Origin of the sequence: Rothia endophytica, from assembly GCF_039543885.1 — a bacterium.
Lineage (GTDB): Bacteria > Actinomycetota > Actinomycetes > Actinomycetales > Micrococcaceae > Rothia > Rothia endophytica.
Map to the genome: position 1 here is coordinate 1 of NZ_BAABKP010000010.1, position 18,798 is coordinate 18,798.

Sequence of the window (18,798 nt, forward strand, 5' to 3'; positions counted from 1 at the left end):
TGCTCCAAGCCCCAGAAACCCGCTTGCCCGCAGGCTTCCCCTCCCCAGCCCAAGACTACTCAGCCGTCGATATAGATTTGAACGACATCCTCTTCCACGACCGCGCGGCAACCTAAATCTTCCGCGTCACTGGCTCATCCATGATTGACGCCGGAATAGCCGATGGAGATGAAATCATCGTGGACCGCTCGATCACTCCGAAAGAAGGTTCGGTGGTGGTTGCTGCCATTGATGGCGAATTCACCATCAAGCGCTTCAGCATCGACCGCAACGGCCAAGGCTGGCTGTTACCCGAAAATAATGCTTACCCACCTATTCCTATCCCTAAAGAATCTGAATTTACTATCTTTGGGGTAGTGACCCGCTGCCTACACCGTGTCTAACCTGATATTCCACATTGACATTAACAGCTGCTACGTTGCCTGTGAGCGGATTCTTGACCCTTCCCTAGAGGGTAAGCCTGTAGTGGTGCTTTCTAATAATGACGGTTGCGTTATTGCTTTATCCTCTGAGGCTAAAGCCCTGGGCTATAGGATGGGCGACCCCTGGTTCAAGGTTGAGCTACGCGCGTCCGCACAAGGGGTTATTGCCCGTTCATCTAACTATGAGCTCTACGGGGATGTATCAAACCGGGTCATGAGTGTGCTGCAAGAACAAGCAGCCGACTTTGAACAGTATTCCATGGGGTCTTGGTAGTAATGGGGACGGATTGAGCGCTAAGCTTCCAGGGTCGCTCTGGCGGTGGGGCGCCGTCCGATGCTTGCCTTGTTGAGGTGCCCGTAGATGGTGGAGCGCGGGACCTGGAGGAGGTCGGCGATGCGCTGGACCGTATGGGTCCCCGCGTCGTAGAGCTGCTGGGCGTGGTGGGCCTGGTCGGGGGTGAGTTTCGGGCGTCTTCCTCCTGTTCGCCCGCGGGCGCGGGCGGCGGCGAGTCCGTCGCGGGTGTTGGCGACGATGAGTTCTCGTTGCAGTTCGGCCAGGACTGAGAGCATTCCGAACATCGCACGTCCTTCCGCAGTCGTGGTGTCGATGCCCTGCTCAAGGACACGTAATCCCACACCACGCTCGCGGAGGGCCGCACCGAGGGTCACCAGGTGGAGCGCCGAGCGTCCGAGCCTGTCCAGGCGGGTGATGACCAGCTGGTCGCCTGCGCGGTTGGCCGAGGCGAGGGCCTTGTCGAGCTCGGGCCTGCTGGCCTTGGCACCGCTGGCATGGTCGAGGTAGATGTTTGCCGGGTCGACACCGGCGCGGGCCAGGGCATCCGTTTGGTGGTCAGGGTTTTGGTCGGCGGTGGAGACCCGCGCGTATCCGATCAACATGTGTCGATAATACCGGTGCTGCATGGTTTGACGACGTTGATTTCCGGCACGGGTTTCCGACATTGTTTCCGCGGCGTGTCGCCGACAGGTTCGGGATGTCGTCAAATGACCGTTTCTCGACATGCTACGTCCAGTCGCGGTGTATCCCGCTTAGAGCAGACCCCGCTCCTGCTGTTTGGGTGGGCAGGGAACCGTTCCATAGGAGCAGAAAACGCAGCAGTCCCCCACCGCTGGGCGTAGACGCTCCCCGCAGCCGGGGCATACCCAGAAGAACTGGCATGCGTCGGTCGGCATCTGAACGGAAGTGGCTACGCCGCACGACGGGCACGACACCACGGAGTTTAATTCGACGGACATCTCTAGGCTCTCCATGGGTTGGCAGAAAATGCGGTTGACGGCCCTGATTGTCTGGCTGACCGGTCAGCCGATGAAAGCGGGCAGGAATCGCAGAAAGACCGACCCTGCGACCAAGACGTAGGCGATGGCCACGAGGGTGCCTGCCCACTCGGCGGCGAACCTGGTCACGGCCCGGGGCGCGGGAATGACGCCGTGGACGAGGTTGCGGACCGTGAGCAGGATAAACAAGGGGATCATCGCCGCCCACACCACCATGCAGTACAGGCACAGGATGTAGATCTCGAACAGGGCCTGGCTCCAGAGCCAGGCCACGAACACCGCGCCCAAGGTCACTCCGGCTTGCAGCCCGGCCCAGTACCAGCGCCCCGGGGAGGCTCCGGAGAGCACCATCATGGCGGTGGCCAGGATGAGGGCGAAGGCGACGATGCCGATCAGCGGGTTGGGGAAGCCGAAGAGTTCCGACTGCCAGGTTCCCATGACCCGCCCGCAGGACACCCAGGGGTTCACATCGCAGCTGGTCACGTGGCCGGGGTTCTCATACAGGGCCAGGCGTTCCAGGACGAGGATGGCCGAGGCGACCCAGCCCACGGCCCCGGTGACCAGCAGCACGAGGCCGAAGGTGCGGGGGCGGGCGAAGCTGGGTACCCGGATCGCCGGGTCCCGGGGGCCGGCTACGGGATCAGCGGTGGCTGGTGTGCTCATGGAGTCTTCTTCCGGATCTGGCGACGGCGGATTAGTTGGCGGCCGTTGCTGCGACGGCGGCCCTGAACTGTTCCAGGTTTTGCACATTGAGCATCTTTCCATCGAGGAAGAACGTCGGGGTCCCGCTGACTCCCAGGGCCTTGCCGTCGGCGATGTCGAGCTTCACGCGTTCCTCGGTGGCCGGGTCGGCGACGGCGGCATCGTAGGCGGCCATGTCCAGTCCCAGGTCTTCGGCATAGGTGCGGAAGAGGGCGCTTTTATTGTCGGCGGATTCGCCCCACTGGGCTTGGGTGTCGAACATCTTCTTGTACATCGGTTCGTAGGCGTCCTGCTGGGCTGCGGCCTCCACGGCCACGGCGGCGTTCATGGAGTTCAGGTGCCCTGGCAGCGGGAAGTAGCGGTGGACGAAGGTGACGTTCTCCGAGTACTCGGCGCGCAACTCATCGACGAACGGGTAGGCCGCACCGCAGGCTTCGCATTCGTAGTCCAGGAACTCCACCAGGACCGCCTTCTCGCTTGGTGCTTGGGAAAGCACCCGGCTGTTCTCCCGCACGACCTGCTGTTCGGTGGTGGCGGCGTCGGCTGCTTGGGGGGAAGCGGCCTTGGAGTTTCCCTGGGCGACGGCGTAGCCGATGATCGCAGCGACAACGGCGGCGGCCAGCAGGATCCAGACGACGATCTTGGGTTTCTTCGGGGATCGGGTGCTGGGAGGGATGGGAGTGCTCACGTGGTGTTCCTTTCTGTGGCCGGCGTGCACTAGGGCAGGCCGGACGGGTGGGGAGTGTGGGGTGGAATGGCCGTAGCCGGGCGCTACTGCGGTGCACCGTGGCAAGGAGGAATGCGGTTCCCTGATGATCGGCTGTCCCATCACCGGCAGGTGCATCCTTCGGGGGTGCAGCAATCCGGGTCCACGGTGAGGACGAGTTCCAGCATATCACCCAAGGCCGATCCGAGCCGTGGGTCGGCCAACCGGTACCAGGTGTTGCGGCCCTCCGGCTGGGCCGCAACCAGTCCGCATCCGCGCAGGCAGGTGAGTTGGTTCGACATCGACTGCCGGGAGACGCCCAGCTCCGTGGCCAGGTCCGAGGGCCTCGCGGGGGCGTCACGCAGGGCCAACAGGATCCGGGTCCGGGTCCCGTCCGACAGGGCGTGGCCCAATTGCGTCAAGGCCGAGGTATGCGTGGGGGTTGCGCTTTTCATCAAACACCACGGTACATGATCCAATGTAGAGTGATCCATTTCCGAGGTCGGGTGAAAGCCACCTCACTCGGCATCCAGCATTCGGCCCGACTACGCCTTCTCGATCCCCGACGCTCCCGTCAGTCGAGGTCAGGAGCGTGCCCTGGAAGCCTCCACTGCGTTCATCAAACTCGATATATCGTAATTTACGATATGATCGATGTATGACGATTGAATATAGCGGTGAAGACGGCTGCAAGGGGCTTGACCCGGCAGCCGCCCTGTTCCATTCCCTGGGCGATCCAGCCCGCCTCGCCATCGTCAAGCGGATGGCGCATGGTGAGGTCAGGGTCAGCCAACTGACCCATGAGCTGGGGTTGGCCCAATCGACCGTGTCCACGCACATGGCCTGCCTGCGGGACTGTGGACTCGTCGAGGGCCGCGCAGAGGGCCGCAGTGTCTACTACTCGCTGACGCGTCCCGAGCTCATGGACATGCTGGCCCAGGCCGAAATCCTCTTGGCCGCGACCGGCAACGCGGTGAGCCTGTGCCCGACCTATGGCACCGCCGCCAGGGAAAACGACACCATCCAGGAGAGTGCCCGATGAGCGACGCCTGCGGCATGAGCGCGGCAGCCGAGCGGACCACAGGAGGGCGGTCCGGCCACTTCCGGTCCCGGACCGTGATGCTGGGCGGGGCGGCGTTGCTCGCCGCCACCGACCTTGTCTCGAAGTGGGTGGCGGAGAGAAACCTGACCGTGGGCGAGTCCCTGGGCCTGGGGCCGCTGGACATCAGGCTGTTTTACAACACCGGGGTGGCCTTCAGCCTCGGCGCATCCCTCCCGCCCTGGACAGTCGCGGCCGCGACCGGGCTGATTATCGCGGCCCTGTCCTGGTTCCTGCTGGCCTCCGAACCGGCCATGACCGGGCTCTCCCGCACGGGCGCGGCCCTGTTGCTCGGCGGCGCACTGGGGAACTTCATTGACCGGCTGGACGGGCGCGGGGTCGTGGACTTCCTGCACAGCGGATGGTTCCCCACCTTCAACCTCGCAGACGTCCTTGTCACCGCGGGTGCCGCCTTGATGGTCCTCGGGGCGTTCAGGCGCCAACCGGAAGAAAATCCCGAATAGTCCGTCCGACTCGCCCTGCCGCAATCCGGCGCGCAGCGCGGACAAAATACCGGTGGCGCCACCGGAGCCAGGTGGCGCCACCGATCCCCCACCCTGAAAGGAAACCATGTATCTCATCCCCTCCATCCTGCAGGCCATCGGCCTGTTCATGGCCACCAACATCGACGACATCATCGTGCTCTCATTGTTCTTCGCCCGCGGTGCCGGACAGCGCGGGACAACGGCCCGGATCCTGGCGGGCCAGTATCTCGGCTTTGGCGGAATCCTCGCCACGGCCGTCCTCGTAGCGCTGGGCGCTGGGGTATTCCTCCCTCCCCAGGCGATCCCCTACTTCGGCCTCATCCCCCTGTTCCTCGGCCTGTGGGCGGCCTGGCGAGCCTGGCGGGCAGCCGATGACGACGACGATGATGCCAAAGTCGCTGGCAAGAACGTGGGGGTATTAACTGTCGCGGCTGTCACCTTCGCCAACGGCGGGGACAACATCGGGGTCTATGTTCCGGTTTTCCTCAGCGTGGGACCGACCGCCGTGGTGGCATACTGCATCGCCTTCCTCGCACTGGTTGCAGTTCTCGTGGTGCTGGCCAAGTTCATTGCCACGCGCCGGCCGATTGCCGAGGTCCTGGAACGCTGGGAACACATCTTGTTCCCTCTCGTCCTCATCGGCCTCGGGGTGTTCATCCTCGTCGAGGGAGGGGCCTTTGGACTCTAACAAGTCCACCTCCGGCAAGGACAGGGCCGGCACTCTTTCGTCACCGCAATCCCCGAACCCCGAAACCGAACTGGAACAGGTTGCCACATAACCCCAGCAATCCACGGTGGGGACGGTGCCGGTAATACCGGAACCCGCCTCGCAGTCCGCAATGTATATACCCAGCGTGGACCTCTGGGCCAACGCTGCGAACATCCCAGGAGCTAGAAATCATGACCGACCCCCTTCCGTCCCCCTTGAAGCATGCGGGACGCCGCGCTTTCCTGCGTGCAGCCGTGCTTGGCGCCGCTGTCCTGCCACTGGCGGCATGTGTGGGAGATGAGGACTCCCTGGCCAAGCAGGCGCGGGAGGGAAACAACAAGAACTACATAGCCGGCGATGGTTCGGTGGAGGAATACGGTCCCGGCCCTCGGGTTCCTTGGGATGCTCCGCTGGGCCTGGACCCAGCTCACCAGCATGCGCACCGCACTCTTCCTGCTGCTGCTCCTGGCGGTGGCGGCGGTGCCCGGCTCGCTCTTCCCCAGCGCTCGGTGAACCCGGAGCAGGTGACCACCTATCTGGCCAACAAGCCGGTACTTAGCCAGTGACTTGACCGCTTCCAGCTCTTTGATGTCTATTCCTCGGTGTGGTTCTCGGCGATCTACCTGCTGCTGTTCATCTCCCTGATCGGGTGCATCCTGCCCCGGGTCAAGAAGCACGCCCAGGCGCTGCGAACCCCGCCGCCACGGACGCCTTCGCGGCTGGACCGCCTGCCGCAGAATGGAGCCATCCGGATCCAGCCGGCCTCCGAGTCCGGTCTCAGCGACGCGCAAATCGCCAGGGAAGCCGCGGCGCTCTTGAAGAAACGCGGATACCGCTCCGAAGCCCGCACCGAGGGGGCTAACCCGTCGGTCGGCGCGGAACGGGGATACACCCGGGAAATCGGCAACCTCCTGTTCCACACGTCTCTGGTGGGACTCATGGCCTCGGTGGGTATCGGTGGGGCGTTTGGCTACAACGGGCAGCACCTGTTAGTCGAGGGGACACGTTCGTCAACTCCCTGGTGTCCTACGACGCTTTCACCCCCGGCACCTGGTTCCAGGAAGACTCCTTGGACCCCTACTCGGTGAAGCTCGAGAAGTTCAACGTCACCTTCGACCGCGAATCGACCACGCACTTCGGCCAGCCCCTCGATTTCACCGCCGAGGTCGAAACCCGCCGCAGCCCCGACGCCGAACCCGACAAGGAAACGATCCGAGTCAACCACCCGCTGCGCATCGATGGCGCGGACATGTACCTGGTCGGCAACGGCTACGCACCGGTGGTCACCGTACGTGACGGCGACGGTGACGTTGCCTTCAGCGGCCCGGTGGTCTCCGTGCCGCAGGATGGCATGTACACCTCCCTGATGGTCATCAAGGCCCCCGATGCGAAGCCGGACCAGCTGGGGTTCCAGGGATTTCTGCTGCCCACCGCGATGACGGACGAGACAGGGTTCGCGATTTCCGGGGACCCGAACGCCATTAACCCGCAGCTCCAGCTGAATTCCTACTATGGGGACCTGGGGCTGGATGCCGGCATTCCTGAAGTCTCCACCGCGCCAATCCCCAGGGCCCTGACTTGCTCGACCCGCGCCAGGGCCTTGTTCAAGGCAGGCCCGGACAACCTCACAGGCCCTGCGCGTAATGCTTCTAACCTGGACCCACGGGCACCCTCATCAACGGCCAGCAATCCAAGCAAACGTCCCGGCAACTGAGGATCCGCGGCCATTGCTGCCCCAGCCAGTCGCTCGTACAGCTCCGACACTGCACGTTCACGGGCAGCCTGAACCGACTTCAATAGTCTCGTCACTCCAGGAAGGAGTATCTGTTTCCGACGCAACCAGGCCACCGCATGGGCGAACAACGCCTTCGGCCCCTCACCGTGCGTCCAGGCGCGCGAGTAAACGAACTCGCTCAGATCCTCGACCGCAGCTCCCGTGAAGTCCCCATAGCCATAGAGCCGGCGGATCTCCCGCGCATGAGCGTTCGGAGTCGCAACCCGCTCGGGGTACCGCTTGATCACCGACGGATCATTGATTCGGAGCTGTGCCGCCAAATATTCCACCACGGACCACGGAACATCCAGCGGATCCGACAGGAACGCCCCCAGGAACCGCACTGTCCCAACCTGAAGCGCAAAACCGAGCCGATTATGCTCACCGCGACGCTCAGCAATCCCTTCCAGGTCAGCCGCGTCGAGATAGAAGAACTGCTCCAGCTCCGCCGGAGATGGTTCGCCTACGAACCGCCCGAACACCACCGTTTGTTCCTCGGTCAAATATTGATCAGTCGGCATATCACCACGCTACCTTGCGCCCGAGCAGGGCTTAGCGCTCAATCCGTCCCCATTACTACCAAGACCCCAACATGATGCTGATTTCCGTCGAGCTTCGATTGTCATCAAAGATTCGGCAGGGTAACTGTTAGCAATTCAACTTTCCGGACAGAGCGATGACCGGCTGGAACTTCGGCTCGCTGAATCAATGTCCAAAGAGAGCATGGAACAACTATTCCGCGAAGTCGGAGGAACTTACTAACATTCCCGGAGGAGTCATCCCGCAACGAACGGTCCAAAAAGGTCCACCATAGGGTTTTGGGCTATAAACTAACGAAACAGAGTTATGAGAAACCAGCACCAGTAAAATCGCGCCATTCGAGCATCCAGCTCGAATGGCGCGATTATTCATCCCCAAAACCATCGATTTTGGGCGTTACCACTAGTACATCAAGTGCTGTATAGTACATCGCATGATGAACATTGAATCGCGGATCGATGCGATGAACCGGCTTGGCCGTGCCATGGCCGACCCCACCCGGTCGCGCATCCTCCTGTCCTTGCTGCACGAACCCGGATACCCAGCGGAACTTGCCCAGGCCCTGGGACTGAGCCGCGCCAACGTTTCCAACCATCTGACCTGCCTGCGCGGGTGCGGAATTGTCGTGGCGAAAATGGAAGGCCGCAAAACCCGGTATGAAATCACCGATCCTCACCTCACCACCGCCCTGAGCGCCCTGGTTGAGGTGACGTTGGCCGTCGATGATCAAGTACCTTGCCTGGACTCTTCCTGCCCTGACTGCGCCACCAGCGCCGATCGAGAACACGAGGAGCAAGCATGAGTTCCGCCTGCGGTTGCGACTCACCGGAACCCACCGAAGAATTCGAAGAGGAACTGCCCTGGTGGCGGGATTGGCATGTGCTCGTCCCCATAGCCTCAGGCGTTTTCTTCCTCGCTGGGCTCGTCCTTGAATGGAGCACCCACGGCGAAAGCACCGCCATCGTGGCCTTGGTGCTGTTTTGGATCGGCCTGCTACTAGGCGCTTTTACCTTTGTTCCCGGCGCCCTGCGAAACCTGTTCACGAAACGGAAACTCGGCATTGGGCTGTTGATGACCATCAGCGCCACCGGTGCGGTCATCCTCGGCTATGTCGAGGAAGCCGCAGCCCTGGCGTTCCTGTATTCCATTGCCGAAGCCCTGGAAGACAAAGCCATGGACAGGGCACGCTCGGGCCTGCGCTCTTTGTTGAAGCTCGTCCCTGAAACGGCCACCGTCATCCGTGACGGCACACAGGTCGTGGTCAGTGCAGCAGAAATCAAGATTGGCGATTCACTGCGCGTGAAGCCTGGTGAACGCTTGGCAACCGATGGCGTGGTCAGCCAAGGATCAAGCAGCTTAGACACCTCCGCTATCACGGGGGAATCAATTCCCGTGGAAGTAACCGTGGGTGACCAGGTTGCTGCTGGTTCCATCAATTCATCCGGCGCGCTAGTAGTCACTGCAACGGCGAACGGCACGGACAACTCCCTGACCACGTTGGTGAGCCTAGTCGAGCAAGCCCAGTCGGAACGTGGCGAACGGGCACGGCTCGCTGACCGCATTGCCCGCCCGCTGGTTCCCGGTGTCATCGTCCTGGCAGTACTGGTCGCTGTGCTTGGAGCGATCTTCGGCGATCCCGAAACATGGATCACACGCGCACTGATCGTGCTGGTCGCAGCTTCGCCTTGCGCGATGGCCATCGCCGTTCCTGTCACCGTTGTTTCCGCCATCGGAGCTGCCAGCAAGTTCGGTGTCATCATCAAAAGCGGAGCAGCCTTCGAACGGCTTGGTTCCCTGCGCCGCATCGCGGTAGATAAAACTGGAACACTAACACGCAATCAGCCAGTGGTCACGCAAGTCCAGACCGTTGATGATGCGACTCGCGAAGAGGTGCTCGCCGTTGCCGCCGCCCTGGAACAGCACAGCACCCACCCTCTAGCTACGGCCATCACCTCAGCAGTACCCGCGATCCCGGAGGCAATGGCGGTTAACGAAGAGCCAGGACACGGCATTACCGGCGTCCTGGATGGTGTTCAGGTCGGGGTCGGCAGTCCTCGATGGATTGCCCCAGGATCGCTTACTTCCGCTGTTGAATCCATGGAGGCCTCCGGGCAAACCTGCGTCATGGTCACTCGTGCAGAGCAGGTCATTGGCGTGATCGGCGTGCGCGATGAACTACGCCCTGAAGCGGCCGAGGCAATTCGAGACCTGCATAACCAGGGAATCGACGTGGTGATGCTCACCGGCGATAACTCCCGTACTGCCCACGCGCTGGCTTCAACCGCCGGTATAGACACCGTTCATGCCGAACTGCGACCTGAAGACAAGGCCCGTGAAATCGCTTCGTCGGTGCAGCAGGTTCCTACAGGGATGATCGGGGACGGGATCAACGATGCCCCTGCCTTGGCTAGCGCTACCGTGGGGATTGCGATGGGCGCTACCGGTGCCGATGCCGCCATAGAATCAGCCGACGTAGCCTTCACCGGCCATGATTTGAGACTGATTCCGCAAGCCTTGTCCCATGCCCAACGGGGCCGGGCGATCATGAATCAGAACATCGTCCTGTCAATGGCGATCATCGTTGTCCTGTTGCCCTTGGCTATTACCGGAGTGCTGGGATTGGCCGCGGTAGTGCTGGTTCACGAGGTCGCAGAAGTCATCGTGATTGCCAACGGACTTCGTGCTGCCCGCGTCCACCGCAAGCAGCTCACACAGCAGCCTGGCAACGTCCTGCATTAGCACTGGTTTCGTTGCTGTTGAAGGCGGGGCACTATTTCCACCAGGAAATTAGCACCCCGCCTTCAACCATTGAGAACCAAAGTGAATCGTGCTGTGCGATGCGCCATTTTTAACGGTGATAAACCGACAATTGAAACTAACAGTCATACACCGGGGATTCCCGGTTTTTGGTTGCTTGGTCAAGAACGGTCGTTTTTGACACATTGAGCGACGGTGCTCAAAAGTAGGCTCATGGAGCTGACTTTATGTGTCCAAAGTCTGTTTCAATACTAGATTGTCTCACAACCTATAAGACGCGGGCGGATGAGGCTATGAGGAAAAGCCCGGCGGGACAACCCCCGAGCACATCTACTAGCCAGTGACCATCACGATGGTCGCCGAGAAGAGCGGAAAAGGCCGCCTGGGAGTCAAAGCGCGGCAGACACAACCAATCAATGCTGCCCTGCCGGCAGGCCAGGGCGGCCGTGTGAGTATCGGACAATAATGCGTAGTCCTCCAAGGGTCTGGACACAGGAGCTTTCCCCCTTTCCTCAGTGGTGCGCCCAGAGGGAGAAGAAACATCCACCCCGGTGCACCCGCTGCGGTGACAACGATCCATCGCCCGCAGCAGGTGGCAATCGTCACGGTTATCCCTCTTTTTCAGATTCCTGTCCTCGGGATCAGAAAAAGACGGGCACCTGTCATAGGTCAGTGAGCATCTGTTGCATCTGGGCGATCTCGGCCTCCTGGTCGTTGATAACTTGTTCGGCCAGGGTGATCGCATGGGGATTCTGGCCGTCAGCAACCTCGTCACGGGCCATGTCGACCGCACCTTCGTGGTGGACGGTCATCTGCTCCAGGTAGAGGCGGGCAGCCTCGGTGCCCTGGGCTTCCTCAAGGGCTGTCATGTCCTCCTGGCTCATCATCCCGCTCATGCCACCCATCTCGCCGTGATCCATTCCACCCATCTCGTCCATGGTCCCCATGCCCCCAGAGCCGGTGACCGGCTGCTGGTCCCAGGCCTCGAGCATGGCGTTCATCCGGTCAATCTCCGGTCCCTGGGCGTCAATAACCCCCTGGGCAAACTCCACGACCTGGGCGGGGATACCCTCCTTGGCCAGGAGCGTCTCACTCATCTCCACGGCCTGCTGGTGATGGGGAATCATCATCTGGGCAAACATGATGTCCGCGTCGTTGTGATCGGCGGAGATCTCCCCGTCCGCCTCAGTTGTCGTCGTGGTGGTCTCGGTCGTCTCAGGGGTAGTCGTCGCAGTGCTGGTGGCAGAGGTGGTGGCAGAGGTGGTGGCGTCGGTGGCCTCACCGCAGGCGGCCAGCGCCAGGGTGGAGGCCACGGCGAGAGTGGAAAGAACAAGGGTGCGCTTCATGGTGGAGCCTTTCAGGGTCATATGGGGGTACTTCATGGTGGAGCCTTTCAGGGTCATATGGGGGTAGTGGAGAGAAGTGGTGGATTAGTGGACGGCGGTGGATGCCGGAGTAGGCGTGGTGTGTTCCTCCTTCGGACTGGTGGGAGCCAGGTGGGTCGGGTCCAGATCAATCCGGCGCAGCAGCTGAGCGTTAAGCGCCACCACAATCGTGGACAGCGACATCAACACCGCAGCAGCAGCCGGGGGAAGCAGAATGCCGATAGGGGTGAGCACACCGGCGGCCAGGGGCACGGCCACGATGTTGTAACCGGACGCCCAGATGAGGTTCTGGATCATCTTGCGGTAGCTGGCCTGCGAGAGCTCAATCATCGACAACACCGCCCGGGGATCGTCACTGGCCAGGACCACTCCGGCGGATTCCATCGCCACATCCGTGCCGGCCCCGATAGCGATGCCGACCTCGGCGCGGGCCAGGGCCGGGGCGTCGTTGACACCGTCGCCGACCATGGCCACGCTCAGGCCACGCTCCTGTAACTGGGTGACCTTGGTGTCCTTGTCCTGGGGCAGGACCTCGGCGAAGACCTCATCGATCCCCAGGTCCTGGCCAACCGCCTGGGCCACCTGCTGCGCGTCACCGGTAATCATCGCGACCTTCACCCCGCGGTCCTGCAGGGCTTTCACTGCGGCGCGGGATTCGGGGCGGATCTTGTCCTCGACGGCCACCACACCGATGATCTGACCGTCGCGGACAATATGGAGCACACCGGCCCCACGCCCGGTCCAGGCGCTGGTGGTGTCGGTGAGTTCGGCCGGGGTGGTGAGGTTGAACTCGCGCAGCATGTTCGGCCCGCCCACGAGGATCTCAGCGCCATCGACAGTGGCCCGGACCCCTCGGCCGGAGGCGGCGCTGAAACCAGTTGCACGGATTTGCCGACGGGAGGCCTCGGGGTGGGCGGCCGCGGCCGCCACGATGGCGCGGGCCACGGGGTGCTCGCTGTCGGCCTCCGCGGCGGCGGCCAGGGCCAGTAGCTCGCCCTCGGCGACACCGACAGCTGCCGCGACACCGGTGACCGCGTGCTCACCCTCGGTCAGGGTGCCGGTTTTGTCGAAGAGCACCACGTCGATGGTGCGCATCCGCTCGAGCGCCATCCGGTCCTTGATGAGCACCCCGGATTTCGCGGCCCGCTCGGTGGAGATCGCAATGACCAGCGGAATCGCCAGGCCCAGGGCGTGCGGACAGGCGATGACCAGCACCGTGACCGTGCGCACCACGGCATCGTCCGGGCTGCCGATGATGGTCCACACCACCGCGGTGATCAGAGCGGAGATCAGCGCGAACCAGAACAACAACGCCGCCGCCCGATCCGCCAGGGCCTGGGCCCGGGAGGAGGACTCCTGGGCGTCGGCAACCATGCGTTGAATCCCGGCCAGGGCGGTGTCCCCGCCGGTAGCCTCCACCCGGATGCGGACGGTGTTGTCGGTGGCCACGGTACCGGCGACCACCTTGTCACCGGTGTCGCGGAAGACGGGACGGGATTCGCCGGTGATCATCGCCTCATCGAATTCGGCGGCTCCGTCGAGGATGGTTCCGTCGGCCGGCACCCGGGCACCGGCCCTTACCAGCACGACGTCGTCGACGACCAGCTCGGAGATGGCCACGGTGCGGGTGGTCCCGTCGATGACTTTCTCGGCCTCATCCGGCAGCAGGGCAGCCAGCGCGTCAAGCGCGGAGGACGCGGCCCCGAGAGCGCGCATCTCCAGCCAGTGGCCCAGCAGCATGATGGTCACCAGCAGGGCCAGCTCCCACCAGAAGTCCAGGTCAAAACCGCCCAGCCCCAGAGTGGTGACCCAGGAGGCGACAAACGCCACGGTGATGGCCATGGCAATCAGGAGCATCATCCCGGGTTGGCGGGATTTCAGTTCCGTCCATCCGCCCTTGAGGAAAGGCGTTCCGCCGTAGACGAAGATAATCGTGCCCAGTACCGGGGGGATCCAGGTGGATCCGGGGAATGCCGGGAGGTGGTAGCCGAGCAGGTGGGCGACCATGGGGCTGAAAATAACGACGGGAATGGAAAGAATCAGCGACCACCAGAAGCGGTCCCGAAACATTGCGGTGCTGTGCCCGGCGTGTTCGCCGTGACCATGAACCTGGTGGTCTTCGTCCAGGACGGAGTGCGGGTGATCGTGGGGCATCGCCTGGCCGTGGGTGTCGGCATCTGCGTGGCGTTCGTGGCCGGCATGGTCCGGGTGGTGGGTGTGGTCTGTTTCCGGAGCGGGGTGATCACCATGGTGATCGCCGGAATGGTGGGGAGTGCTCATTACGTTCCTTCCGCTCAACCCGGTCGGGTCGAGATGATGGGTAAAACTGATCAGGATAAGACGGTGTAGCCGGCCTCCTCGATGGCCCGGCGAACCATCTCCGGAGGTACGACACCGGTGACCGTGACGGTGGAAACACCACCAGCAGCGAGATCAACCTGGACGTCGTCGACCTGGGGGAGGGCCTGAAGGGCCTGGGTCACGCTTTTCGCGCAGTGCCCGCAGGTCAGGCCGGTGACCTGGTAGCTAGGGGAGGACCCTCCTGTTGACGAGTCGCTGGCGGCAGGGATGGAGGCAGTGTCGGCATGCGAGGCAGGTCCGCAACAGCTGCAGCTGTGGGAGGCCATCGGCAAGAGGCGGGGCGGGGAGGTGATTATGGGAAAGCTCCTACGGGTCGGTGGGATGCGGCGATGCTACTCTCTAGCATATACCCCATGGGGGTATATTTTCAAGGGGTGGAGGGCACGGCCCTCACTCGGGGCAGGGTGCGGTCACCGAGCAGCCTCCTCACTGCCGGGAGGGGACAGCGGGAGGCGGAGGGCAAACACCGCTCCGCGACCGGGTCCGGGGGAGGAGGCGGTGAGAGTGCCGCCGTGGGCCTCGATCAATGCCTTGGAGATGGTCAGACCGATACCGGCCCCGCCGTTGTCCCGGCTGCGGGCGGCATCCCCCCGGTAGAAGCGTTCGAAGATGTGTCCGAGCTGGCCAGGTGGGATGCCCTCGCCGTCATCGGCGACGTGGATGAGCGCGGTGGACGCCCCCTGTCGGTGGACGCTGATCCGGACCTGCCCACCGGCCGGGGTGTGCCGTAGCGCGTTCGACAGGAGATTGCTCATCACCTGGCCGAAGCGTTGCCGGTCCACGAGCACCCGGGCGGTGTCCGTAATGGTCTCGACCTGTAAATCGACGCCTTTGTCAGCATAAGCTTCCCCCGCGGCAACAGCGGCGGTATGGAGCAGATCCCCGAGCCCTTCCTCCGCCAGGTCCAAATCGATCCGGTGCTCCTGGGCCCGGGAGACATCGTCGATGTCTTCCATCAACCGGGTCAGGCGGGCGAGTTGGTCAGCCATGATCGTGTGGGTGGCATTATTCCAGTCCACAACCCCGTCCTGGAGACCATCGAGGTAGACCGTGAGCACCGATAAGGGGGTGCCCATTTCGTGGGCCAGATCAGAGAGCATCTGGCGGCGGACCTGTTCGGTGTGTTCCAGCCGGTCGGCCATGGTGTTGAAGGCATGCGCCAGGGTGGTGACCTCGGGGCCTGCTTCTCCGGCGGGCACGCGGATACGGTAGTTGCCGGCCGTCAGGCTGGTAGCGGCGCGGGTGAGATTCTGCAGGGGGGTGCGCAGGCGACGCGATAACCACAGGCTGGCCAGCAGGGCGCTGATCAAGGCGGTGGGCAGGGCGACGGCCAGGGTGATCAGGTTGGCGTCCCGGTAGGCCTGCTCGGCATGGAACAGCTCCAGCGAGGGGTCCTCCTGGCCGGTCATCAACATATGATCATGGAACAGGGTCGGGCCCACCATCGTGGCCACGGCCGCGGCCACCAGCAGGCTCATCACCACGACCAACACCTGGGCGGCCAGGAAGCGGAAGGTCAGGCCGGGTCCGTGATTCATGGCTGCCCCACCCGGTAGCCCACGCCACGCACTGTGTCGATAAACCCCCGGCCCCGGGTGTCGGTGCCGAGCTTGCGACGCAAGTTGCCGATGTGGACATCGACGATGCGTTCATCACCGACCCAGGTGGTGTCCCAGACCTCGGTGACCAGGTCGTGGCGGGTCAGCACCTGGCCGGGGCGCAGGACCAGGGCAACCAGCAGCTCGAACTCCGTGCGGGTGAGCTCCACGGTCGTCTCCCCCACCCGCACCTGATGGGCGACGCGGTCAAGGATGAGGTCACCAACGATCAAGGGGGTGGTCACCTGCGGTGAGGTGGTGCTGGTGCGCGGGCGGCGCAGCACCGCATGCACCCGGGTCACCAGTTCCCGGATGCTAAAAGGTTTGGTGATGTAGTCATCCGCCCCCAGGGTCAAACCGCTGATCTTGTCGTCCTCGCTGCCACGCGCGGTGAGCATGAGGATGTAGCAGTCCGAGAAGGTGCGGATCCGTCGGCACACCTCCAGGCCGTCGAGTTCGGGCAGCCCCAGATCCAGCACCACAACATCGGGGGAAAAGCGACGGGCCTCGTCTAAGGCCTGGGTGCCGGTGTGCGCCTGGCGGGTATCGAAGCCGGCCCGGATGAGGTAGGAGGCCACCATCTGAGCCAGGGGTTGTTCATCATCGACGACCAGCACCCGCCCCGGGGGCGTGGCGGTGGTCGGTGTGCGGTCATCCATACACCCCAGTATCGCTCCGGCCAGGGGGAATACCAACCTCGCTCAGTGCCCGGCGGGGAAATCTTCATCAAATCTTCAAACATCACCCTTCGACCGCCGTCACCCCTGTGCCCCACCCCGGGCCGGCGGCATCGCCTCCCCTGGTCGGTTCAGCAGGCGCCACCAGGGATTTCACTGCCTGCACCGCATACCCGGGGCGGGTAGAAGGACATCGCCCACGGCTGTGGGGTGGTGTCCCGGTGGTGACCCAGCCCACCGAATTCACCCCCTTTTCGCCCTGTTATGGTGCTGTGAGCAAGGTTTTTGATTTCTAGCCCGTCAGGCACCCGTGCTAGAAAAAGGTATGGCATCGACCTTGAGGCGGTGTCTTCTCACGGTCTTACCACGATCCAAGGAGATTGACGTGAAACGAGCAGCGATCGCAGCCGCCGCCCTTGCCCTCGCCCTCACGGGGTGTTCGGCCGCCGACCCGGAACCCACCGCCGACGGGACGGTGTCCCAGGATACATTCCTGACTACCCATGGCCTGGCCGCCATGGACGCGGTGGAGATCATTGATCACCTCGACCGGCAGAAGGTCACTGAGCGTCCCACGGATCTGATCGCCTCAGTGCGTGCCGATGAACTGCTGCTCTCGAGCGATGACCAGGAAGTCGTGGTCGATCTTCCCGACAATCAGACGTATGTCTCGATCGCACCCTATCTCACCTCCACCCACGACTGCTTCTACCACAGCCTCACGACCTGCCTGGGGGAACTCAACAATGAGGATATCCAGGTCACGATCACCGATGAGGCAACCGGTGAGGTGCTGGTGGACGAGGCGACAACCACCTTCGACAATGGGTTTATTGGCTTCTGGCTTCCTGATGATGTCACCGGCCTGATTGAGGTCAGCTACCAGGGGCGTACCGGAACCACGGAGTTTTCCACCACCGACGACGGTGCCACCTGTGTCACAGACCTGCGCCTGACGTGATGGCTCAGCAGGGTCCACACCTGCGCCTGTATCCCGTGTCACTGAAATCTTGCACCAAGAAAGGTTAAATCATAACGAACGCGTTTCCCCGCTCACGGCTTTGGCGGTGGGTAAGGACGACCGCGCCTTCGCCGTCATCCGCACCGCCGGCGGCCAGGCCCCCCGCCCCGATGTCGACTTCCCCGAGTTGTCGTCCACCGGACTGCTTCTGTCCTCCCTGAAGCCAGCAGACCGTGCACTCCTGCCCGAGGGCACACCAGACCGAGAAGTCAGCATCGACCTGGGCGGGCAGATGATGCCGTATGAATGGAGCATTCTCACCGACGGCCAATCCTCCTCCGCGACCGTGCAGGAGGGCCAGCGCCTGCGGATGGTCATGCGCAACAGGACCATGATGCCCCATCCCATGCACATCCACGGCCACACGTGGGTGCTGCCCGGCAGCGGCGGGCTACGCAAGGACACCATCCTTCTCCGCCGGGGTGAAACTATGATCGCCGACCTGATCGCTGACAACCCCGGTGAGTGGGCATTTCACTGCCATAACGCCTATCACATGGAAACCGGGATGGTCAGCTCGCTTCGCTACGAGTAACCCCCACAGCAGGGTTGAGTGCCGAGGTGGGCAGAGTCGCTGCAGACCACCCACCGGGCAGCACGATGACCTCCCTCGGTGTTGTGGTCTTCCGGGACAACCAGAACACCGTCTTCTTCCCCACCGCCCGGCCGCGGTGTTCCTGAGGTAGGTCACCGCCGATGACATCCTTGATGTCGCCCTGCCACTGGCCGAGGAGGCACCAGCATCATGACCGTTGATGTGCTGCCGCTAGGAGGTTTCGTCGGGTGAGCACCTTTGCTCCCTTATGATAGTAGTGACGTGGTTCACGACATTTCTAAAATACTCTGTTTGAGGTTCTTCACAGCTGCGACACAGGGTTTGTGTGGTTGATTTGAAGATTTTTTAGTGGTCAAAGTGTGGAATGTTTGGGCTGACTAGGAATCAAGTGTGGCCAAGGTATCTCACTGAGTGCGGGGCGACTCAATTTCCTGGCTGGTTTTTTGCTGGTTGCCGATAGTGGGTGTTTCTAGTGTGCCACCCTCTGCGCATAGTATATATATTCTATAAATACTAGAACACGTGTACTATCATGTGACTATGCACGCTCACCTCATCGCCAAACTCGATAGCACCGCTTCACTGATGCTCCAAGCCCCAGAAACCCGCTTGCCCGCAGGCTTCCCCTCCCCAGCCCAAGACTACTCAGCCGTCGATATAGATTTGAACGACATCCTCTTCCACGACCGCGCGGCAACCTACATCTTCCGCGT

The 18,798-nt window shown here is 62.6% G+C and carries 20 protein-coding genes and 3 pseudogenes; 11 read left to right on the top strand and 12 right to left on the bottom strand.

Annotated features, from left to right (window positions below; translation table 11 throughout):
- Positions 1–116: 116 nt before the first annotated feature.
- Positions 117–383, top strand: coding sequence for a LexA family protein (locus tag ABD982_RS11030; RefSeq protein WP_345447606.1), 267 nt, complete (start codon positions 117–119; stop codon positions 381–383).
- Entirely contained in the window at positions 376–696 is a 321-nt protein-coding gene (locus ABD982_RS11035) for a Y-family DNA polymerase (RefSeq protein WP_345447579.1), read from the top strand. Before ABD982_RS11030 ends, ABD982_RS11035 begins: the two co-directional genes overlap by 8 nt.
- Positions 697–716: 20 nt before the next feature.
- On the opposite strand, the gene ABD982_RS11040 is transcribed toward ABD982_RS11035, so the two are convergent.
- The 5 genes from ABD982_RS11040 to ABD982_RS11060 form a co-directional block, all read right to left on the bottom strand.
- Positions 717–1,382, bottom strand: a complete 666-nt coding sequence (locus ABD982_RS11040; RefSeq protein ID WP_345447582.1) for a recombinase family protein — start codon at positions 1,380–1,382, stop codon at positions 717–719.
- 87 nt (positions 1,383–1,469) lie between these two features.
- Positions 1,470–1,691, bottom strand: a complete 222-nt coding sequence (locus tag ABD982_RS11045) for a GDCCVxC domain-containing (seleno)protein (protein WP_425570053.1) — start codon at positions 1,689–1,691, stop codon at positions 1,470–1,472.
- Positions 1,692–1,739: 48 nt separating this feature from the next.
- Complete coding sequence (locus ABD982_RS11050) at positions 1,740–2,378, bottom strand: vitamin K epoxide reductase family protein (protein WP_345447585.1); 639 nt, start codon at positions 2,376–2,378, stop codon at positions 1,740–1,742.
- Positions 2,379–2,409: 31 nt separating this feature from the next.
- Positions 2,410–3,105, bottom strand: coding sequence for a DsbA family protein (locus ABD982_RS11055; protein ID WP_345447588.1), 696 nt, complete (start codon positions 3,103–3,105; stop codon positions 2,410–2,412).
- A gap of 140 nt (positions 3,106–3,245) precedes the next feature.
- Positions 3,246–3,578, bottom strand: a complete 333-nt coding sequence (locus ABD982_RS11060) for an ArsR/SmtB family transcription factor (RefSeq protein WP_251380227.1) — start codon at positions 3,576–3,578, stop codon at positions 3,246–3,248.
- Positions 3,579–3,781: 203 nt separating this feature from the next.
- Between ABD982_RS11060 and ABD982_RS11065 the strand changes: the two genes are divergently transcribed.
- From ABD982_RS11065 to resB, 5 genes and pseudogenes are all read left to right on the top strand, one after another.
- On the top strand, positions 3,782–4,165 hold the full coding sequence (locus ABD982_RS11065) for an ArsR/SmtB family transcription factor (RefSeq protein WP_251380226.1): 384 nt from the start codon (positions 3,782–3,784) through the stop codon (positions 4,163–4,165).
- Positions 4,162–4,686: a signal peptidase II gene (lspA, locus tag ABD982_RS11070; protein WP_251380225.1), complete on the top strand. Its 525-nt coding sequence runs from the start codon at positions 4,162–4,164 to the stop codon at positions 4,684–4,686. The genes ABD982_RS11065 and lspA overlap by 4 nt, the downstream gene beginning before the upstream one ends.
- Positions 4,687–4,792: 106 nt before the next feature.
- Entirely contained in the window at positions 4,793–5,395 is a 603-nt protein-coding gene (locus ABD982_RS11075) for a cadmium resistance transporter (protein ID WP_251380224.1), read from the top strand.
- 212 nt (positions 5,396–5,607) lie between these two features.
- Positions 5,608–5,982 (top strand): hypothetical protein, encoded by a 375-nt coding sequence (locus ABD982_RS11360; RefSeq protein WP_425570054.1) that lies wholly within the window; start codon positions 5,608–5,610, stop codon positions 5,980–5,982.
- Positions 5,983–6,018: 36 nt separating this feature from the next.
- Positions 6,019–6,908, top strand: a pseudogene (gene resB, locus ABD982_RS11085) (cytochrome c biogenesis protein ResB); the annotation flags it as partial.
- Between the two features lie 23 nt (positions 6,909–6,931).
- On the opposite strand, the pseudogene ABD982_RS11090 reads toward resB, so the two are convergent.
- Positions 6,932–7,711, bottom strand: a pseudogene (locus ABD982_RS11090) (DUF4158 domain-containing protein); the annotation flags it as partial.
- A 452-nt stretch (positions 7,712–8,163) separates the two neighbouring features.
- Between ABD982_RS11090 and cmtR the strand changes: the two are divergent.
- Together cmtR and ABD982_RS11100 are read left to right on the top strand one after the other, a co-directional pair.
- Positions 8,164–8,532, top strand: a complete 369-nt coding sequence (gene cmtR, locus ABD982_RS11095; RefSeq protein ID WP_251380236.1) for a Cd(II)/Pb(II)-sensing metalloregulatory transcriptional regulator CmtR — start codon at positions 8,164–8,166, stop codon at positions 8,530–8,532.
- The gene (locus ABD982_RS11100; protein WP_345447599.1) at positions 8,529–10,469 is read left to right on the top strand and encodes a heavy metal translocating P-type ATPase; all 1,941 of its coding nucleotides are present in this window, start codon (positions 8,529–8,531) and stop codon (positions 10,467–10,469) included. Before cmtR ends, ABD982_RS11100 begins: the two co-directional genes overlap by 4 nt.
- 286 nt (positions 10,470–10,755) lie before the next feature.
- Here ABD982_RS11100 and ABD982_RS11365 read toward each other — a convergent pair whose 3' ends face one another.
- The 6 genes from ABD982_RS11365 to ABD982_RS11130 all read right to left on the bottom strand — a co-directional run bounded on the left by ABD982_RS11365 (position 10,756) and on the right by ABD982_RS11130 (position 16,490).
- Positions 10,756–11,232, bottom strand: coding sequence for a trehalase-like domain-containing protein (locus tag ABD982_RS11365; protein WP_425570055.1), 477 nt, complete (start codon positions 11,230–11,232; stop codon positions 10,756–10,758).
- Positions 11,150–11,833, bottom strand: coding sequence for a DUF305 domain-containing protein (locus ABD982_RS11110; RefSeq protein ID WP_345447612.1), 684 nt, complete (start codon positions 11,831–11,833; stop codon positions 11,150–11,152). Before ABD982_RS11110 ends, ABD982_RS11365 begins: the two co-directional genes overlap by 83 nt.
- Before the next feature lie 84 nt (positions 11,834–11,917).
- A complete protein-coding gene (locus tag ABD982_RS11115) occupies positions 11,918–14,152 on the bottom strand; it encodes a copper-translocating P-type ATPase (protein ID WP_425570056.1) in 2,235 nt (744 codons plus the stop codon).
- A 50-nt stretch (positions 14,153–14,202) separates the two neighbouring features.
- Positions 14,203–14,529, bottom strand: a complete 327-nt coding sequence (locus ABD982_RS11120) for a heavy-metal-associated domain-containing protein (RefSeq protein ID WP_345447618.1) — start codon at positions 14,527–14,529, stop codon at positions 14,203–14,205.
- Positions 14,530–14,643: 114 nt separating this feature from the next.
- On the bottom strand, positions 14,644–15,771 hold the full coding sequence (locus ABD982_RS11125; RefSeq protein ID WP_345447601.1) for a sensor histidine kinase: 1,128 nt from the start codon (positions 15,769–15,771) through the stop codon (positions 14,644–14,646).
- Positions 15,768–16,490 (bottom strand): response regulator transcription factor, encoded by a 723-nt coding sequence (locus tag ABD982_RS11130; RefSeq protein WP_345447603.1) that lies wholly within the window; start codon positions 16,488–16,490, stop codon positions 15,768–15,770. The genes ABD982_RS11125 and ABD982_RS11130 overlap by 4 nt, the downstream gene beginning before the upstream one ends.
- A 403-nt stretch (positions 16,491–16,893) precedes the next feature.
- On the opposite strand from ABD982_RS11130, the gene ABD982_RS11135 reads away from it, so the two are divergent.
- Both ABD982_RS11135 and ABD982_RS11140 read left to right on the top strand, forming a co-directional pair.
- A complete protein-coding gene (locus tag ABD982_RS11135; RefSeq protein ID WP_345447604.1) occupies positions 16,894–17,469 on the top strand; it encodes a CueP family metal-binding protein in 576 nt (191 codons plus the stop codon).
- Positions 17,470–17,551: 82 nt separating this feature from the next.
- Positions 17,552–18,064: pseudogene (locus ABD982_RS11140) on the top strand (multicopper oxidase domain-containing protein); the annotation flags it as partial.
- Positions 18,065–18,798 lie beyond the last annotated feature (734 nt).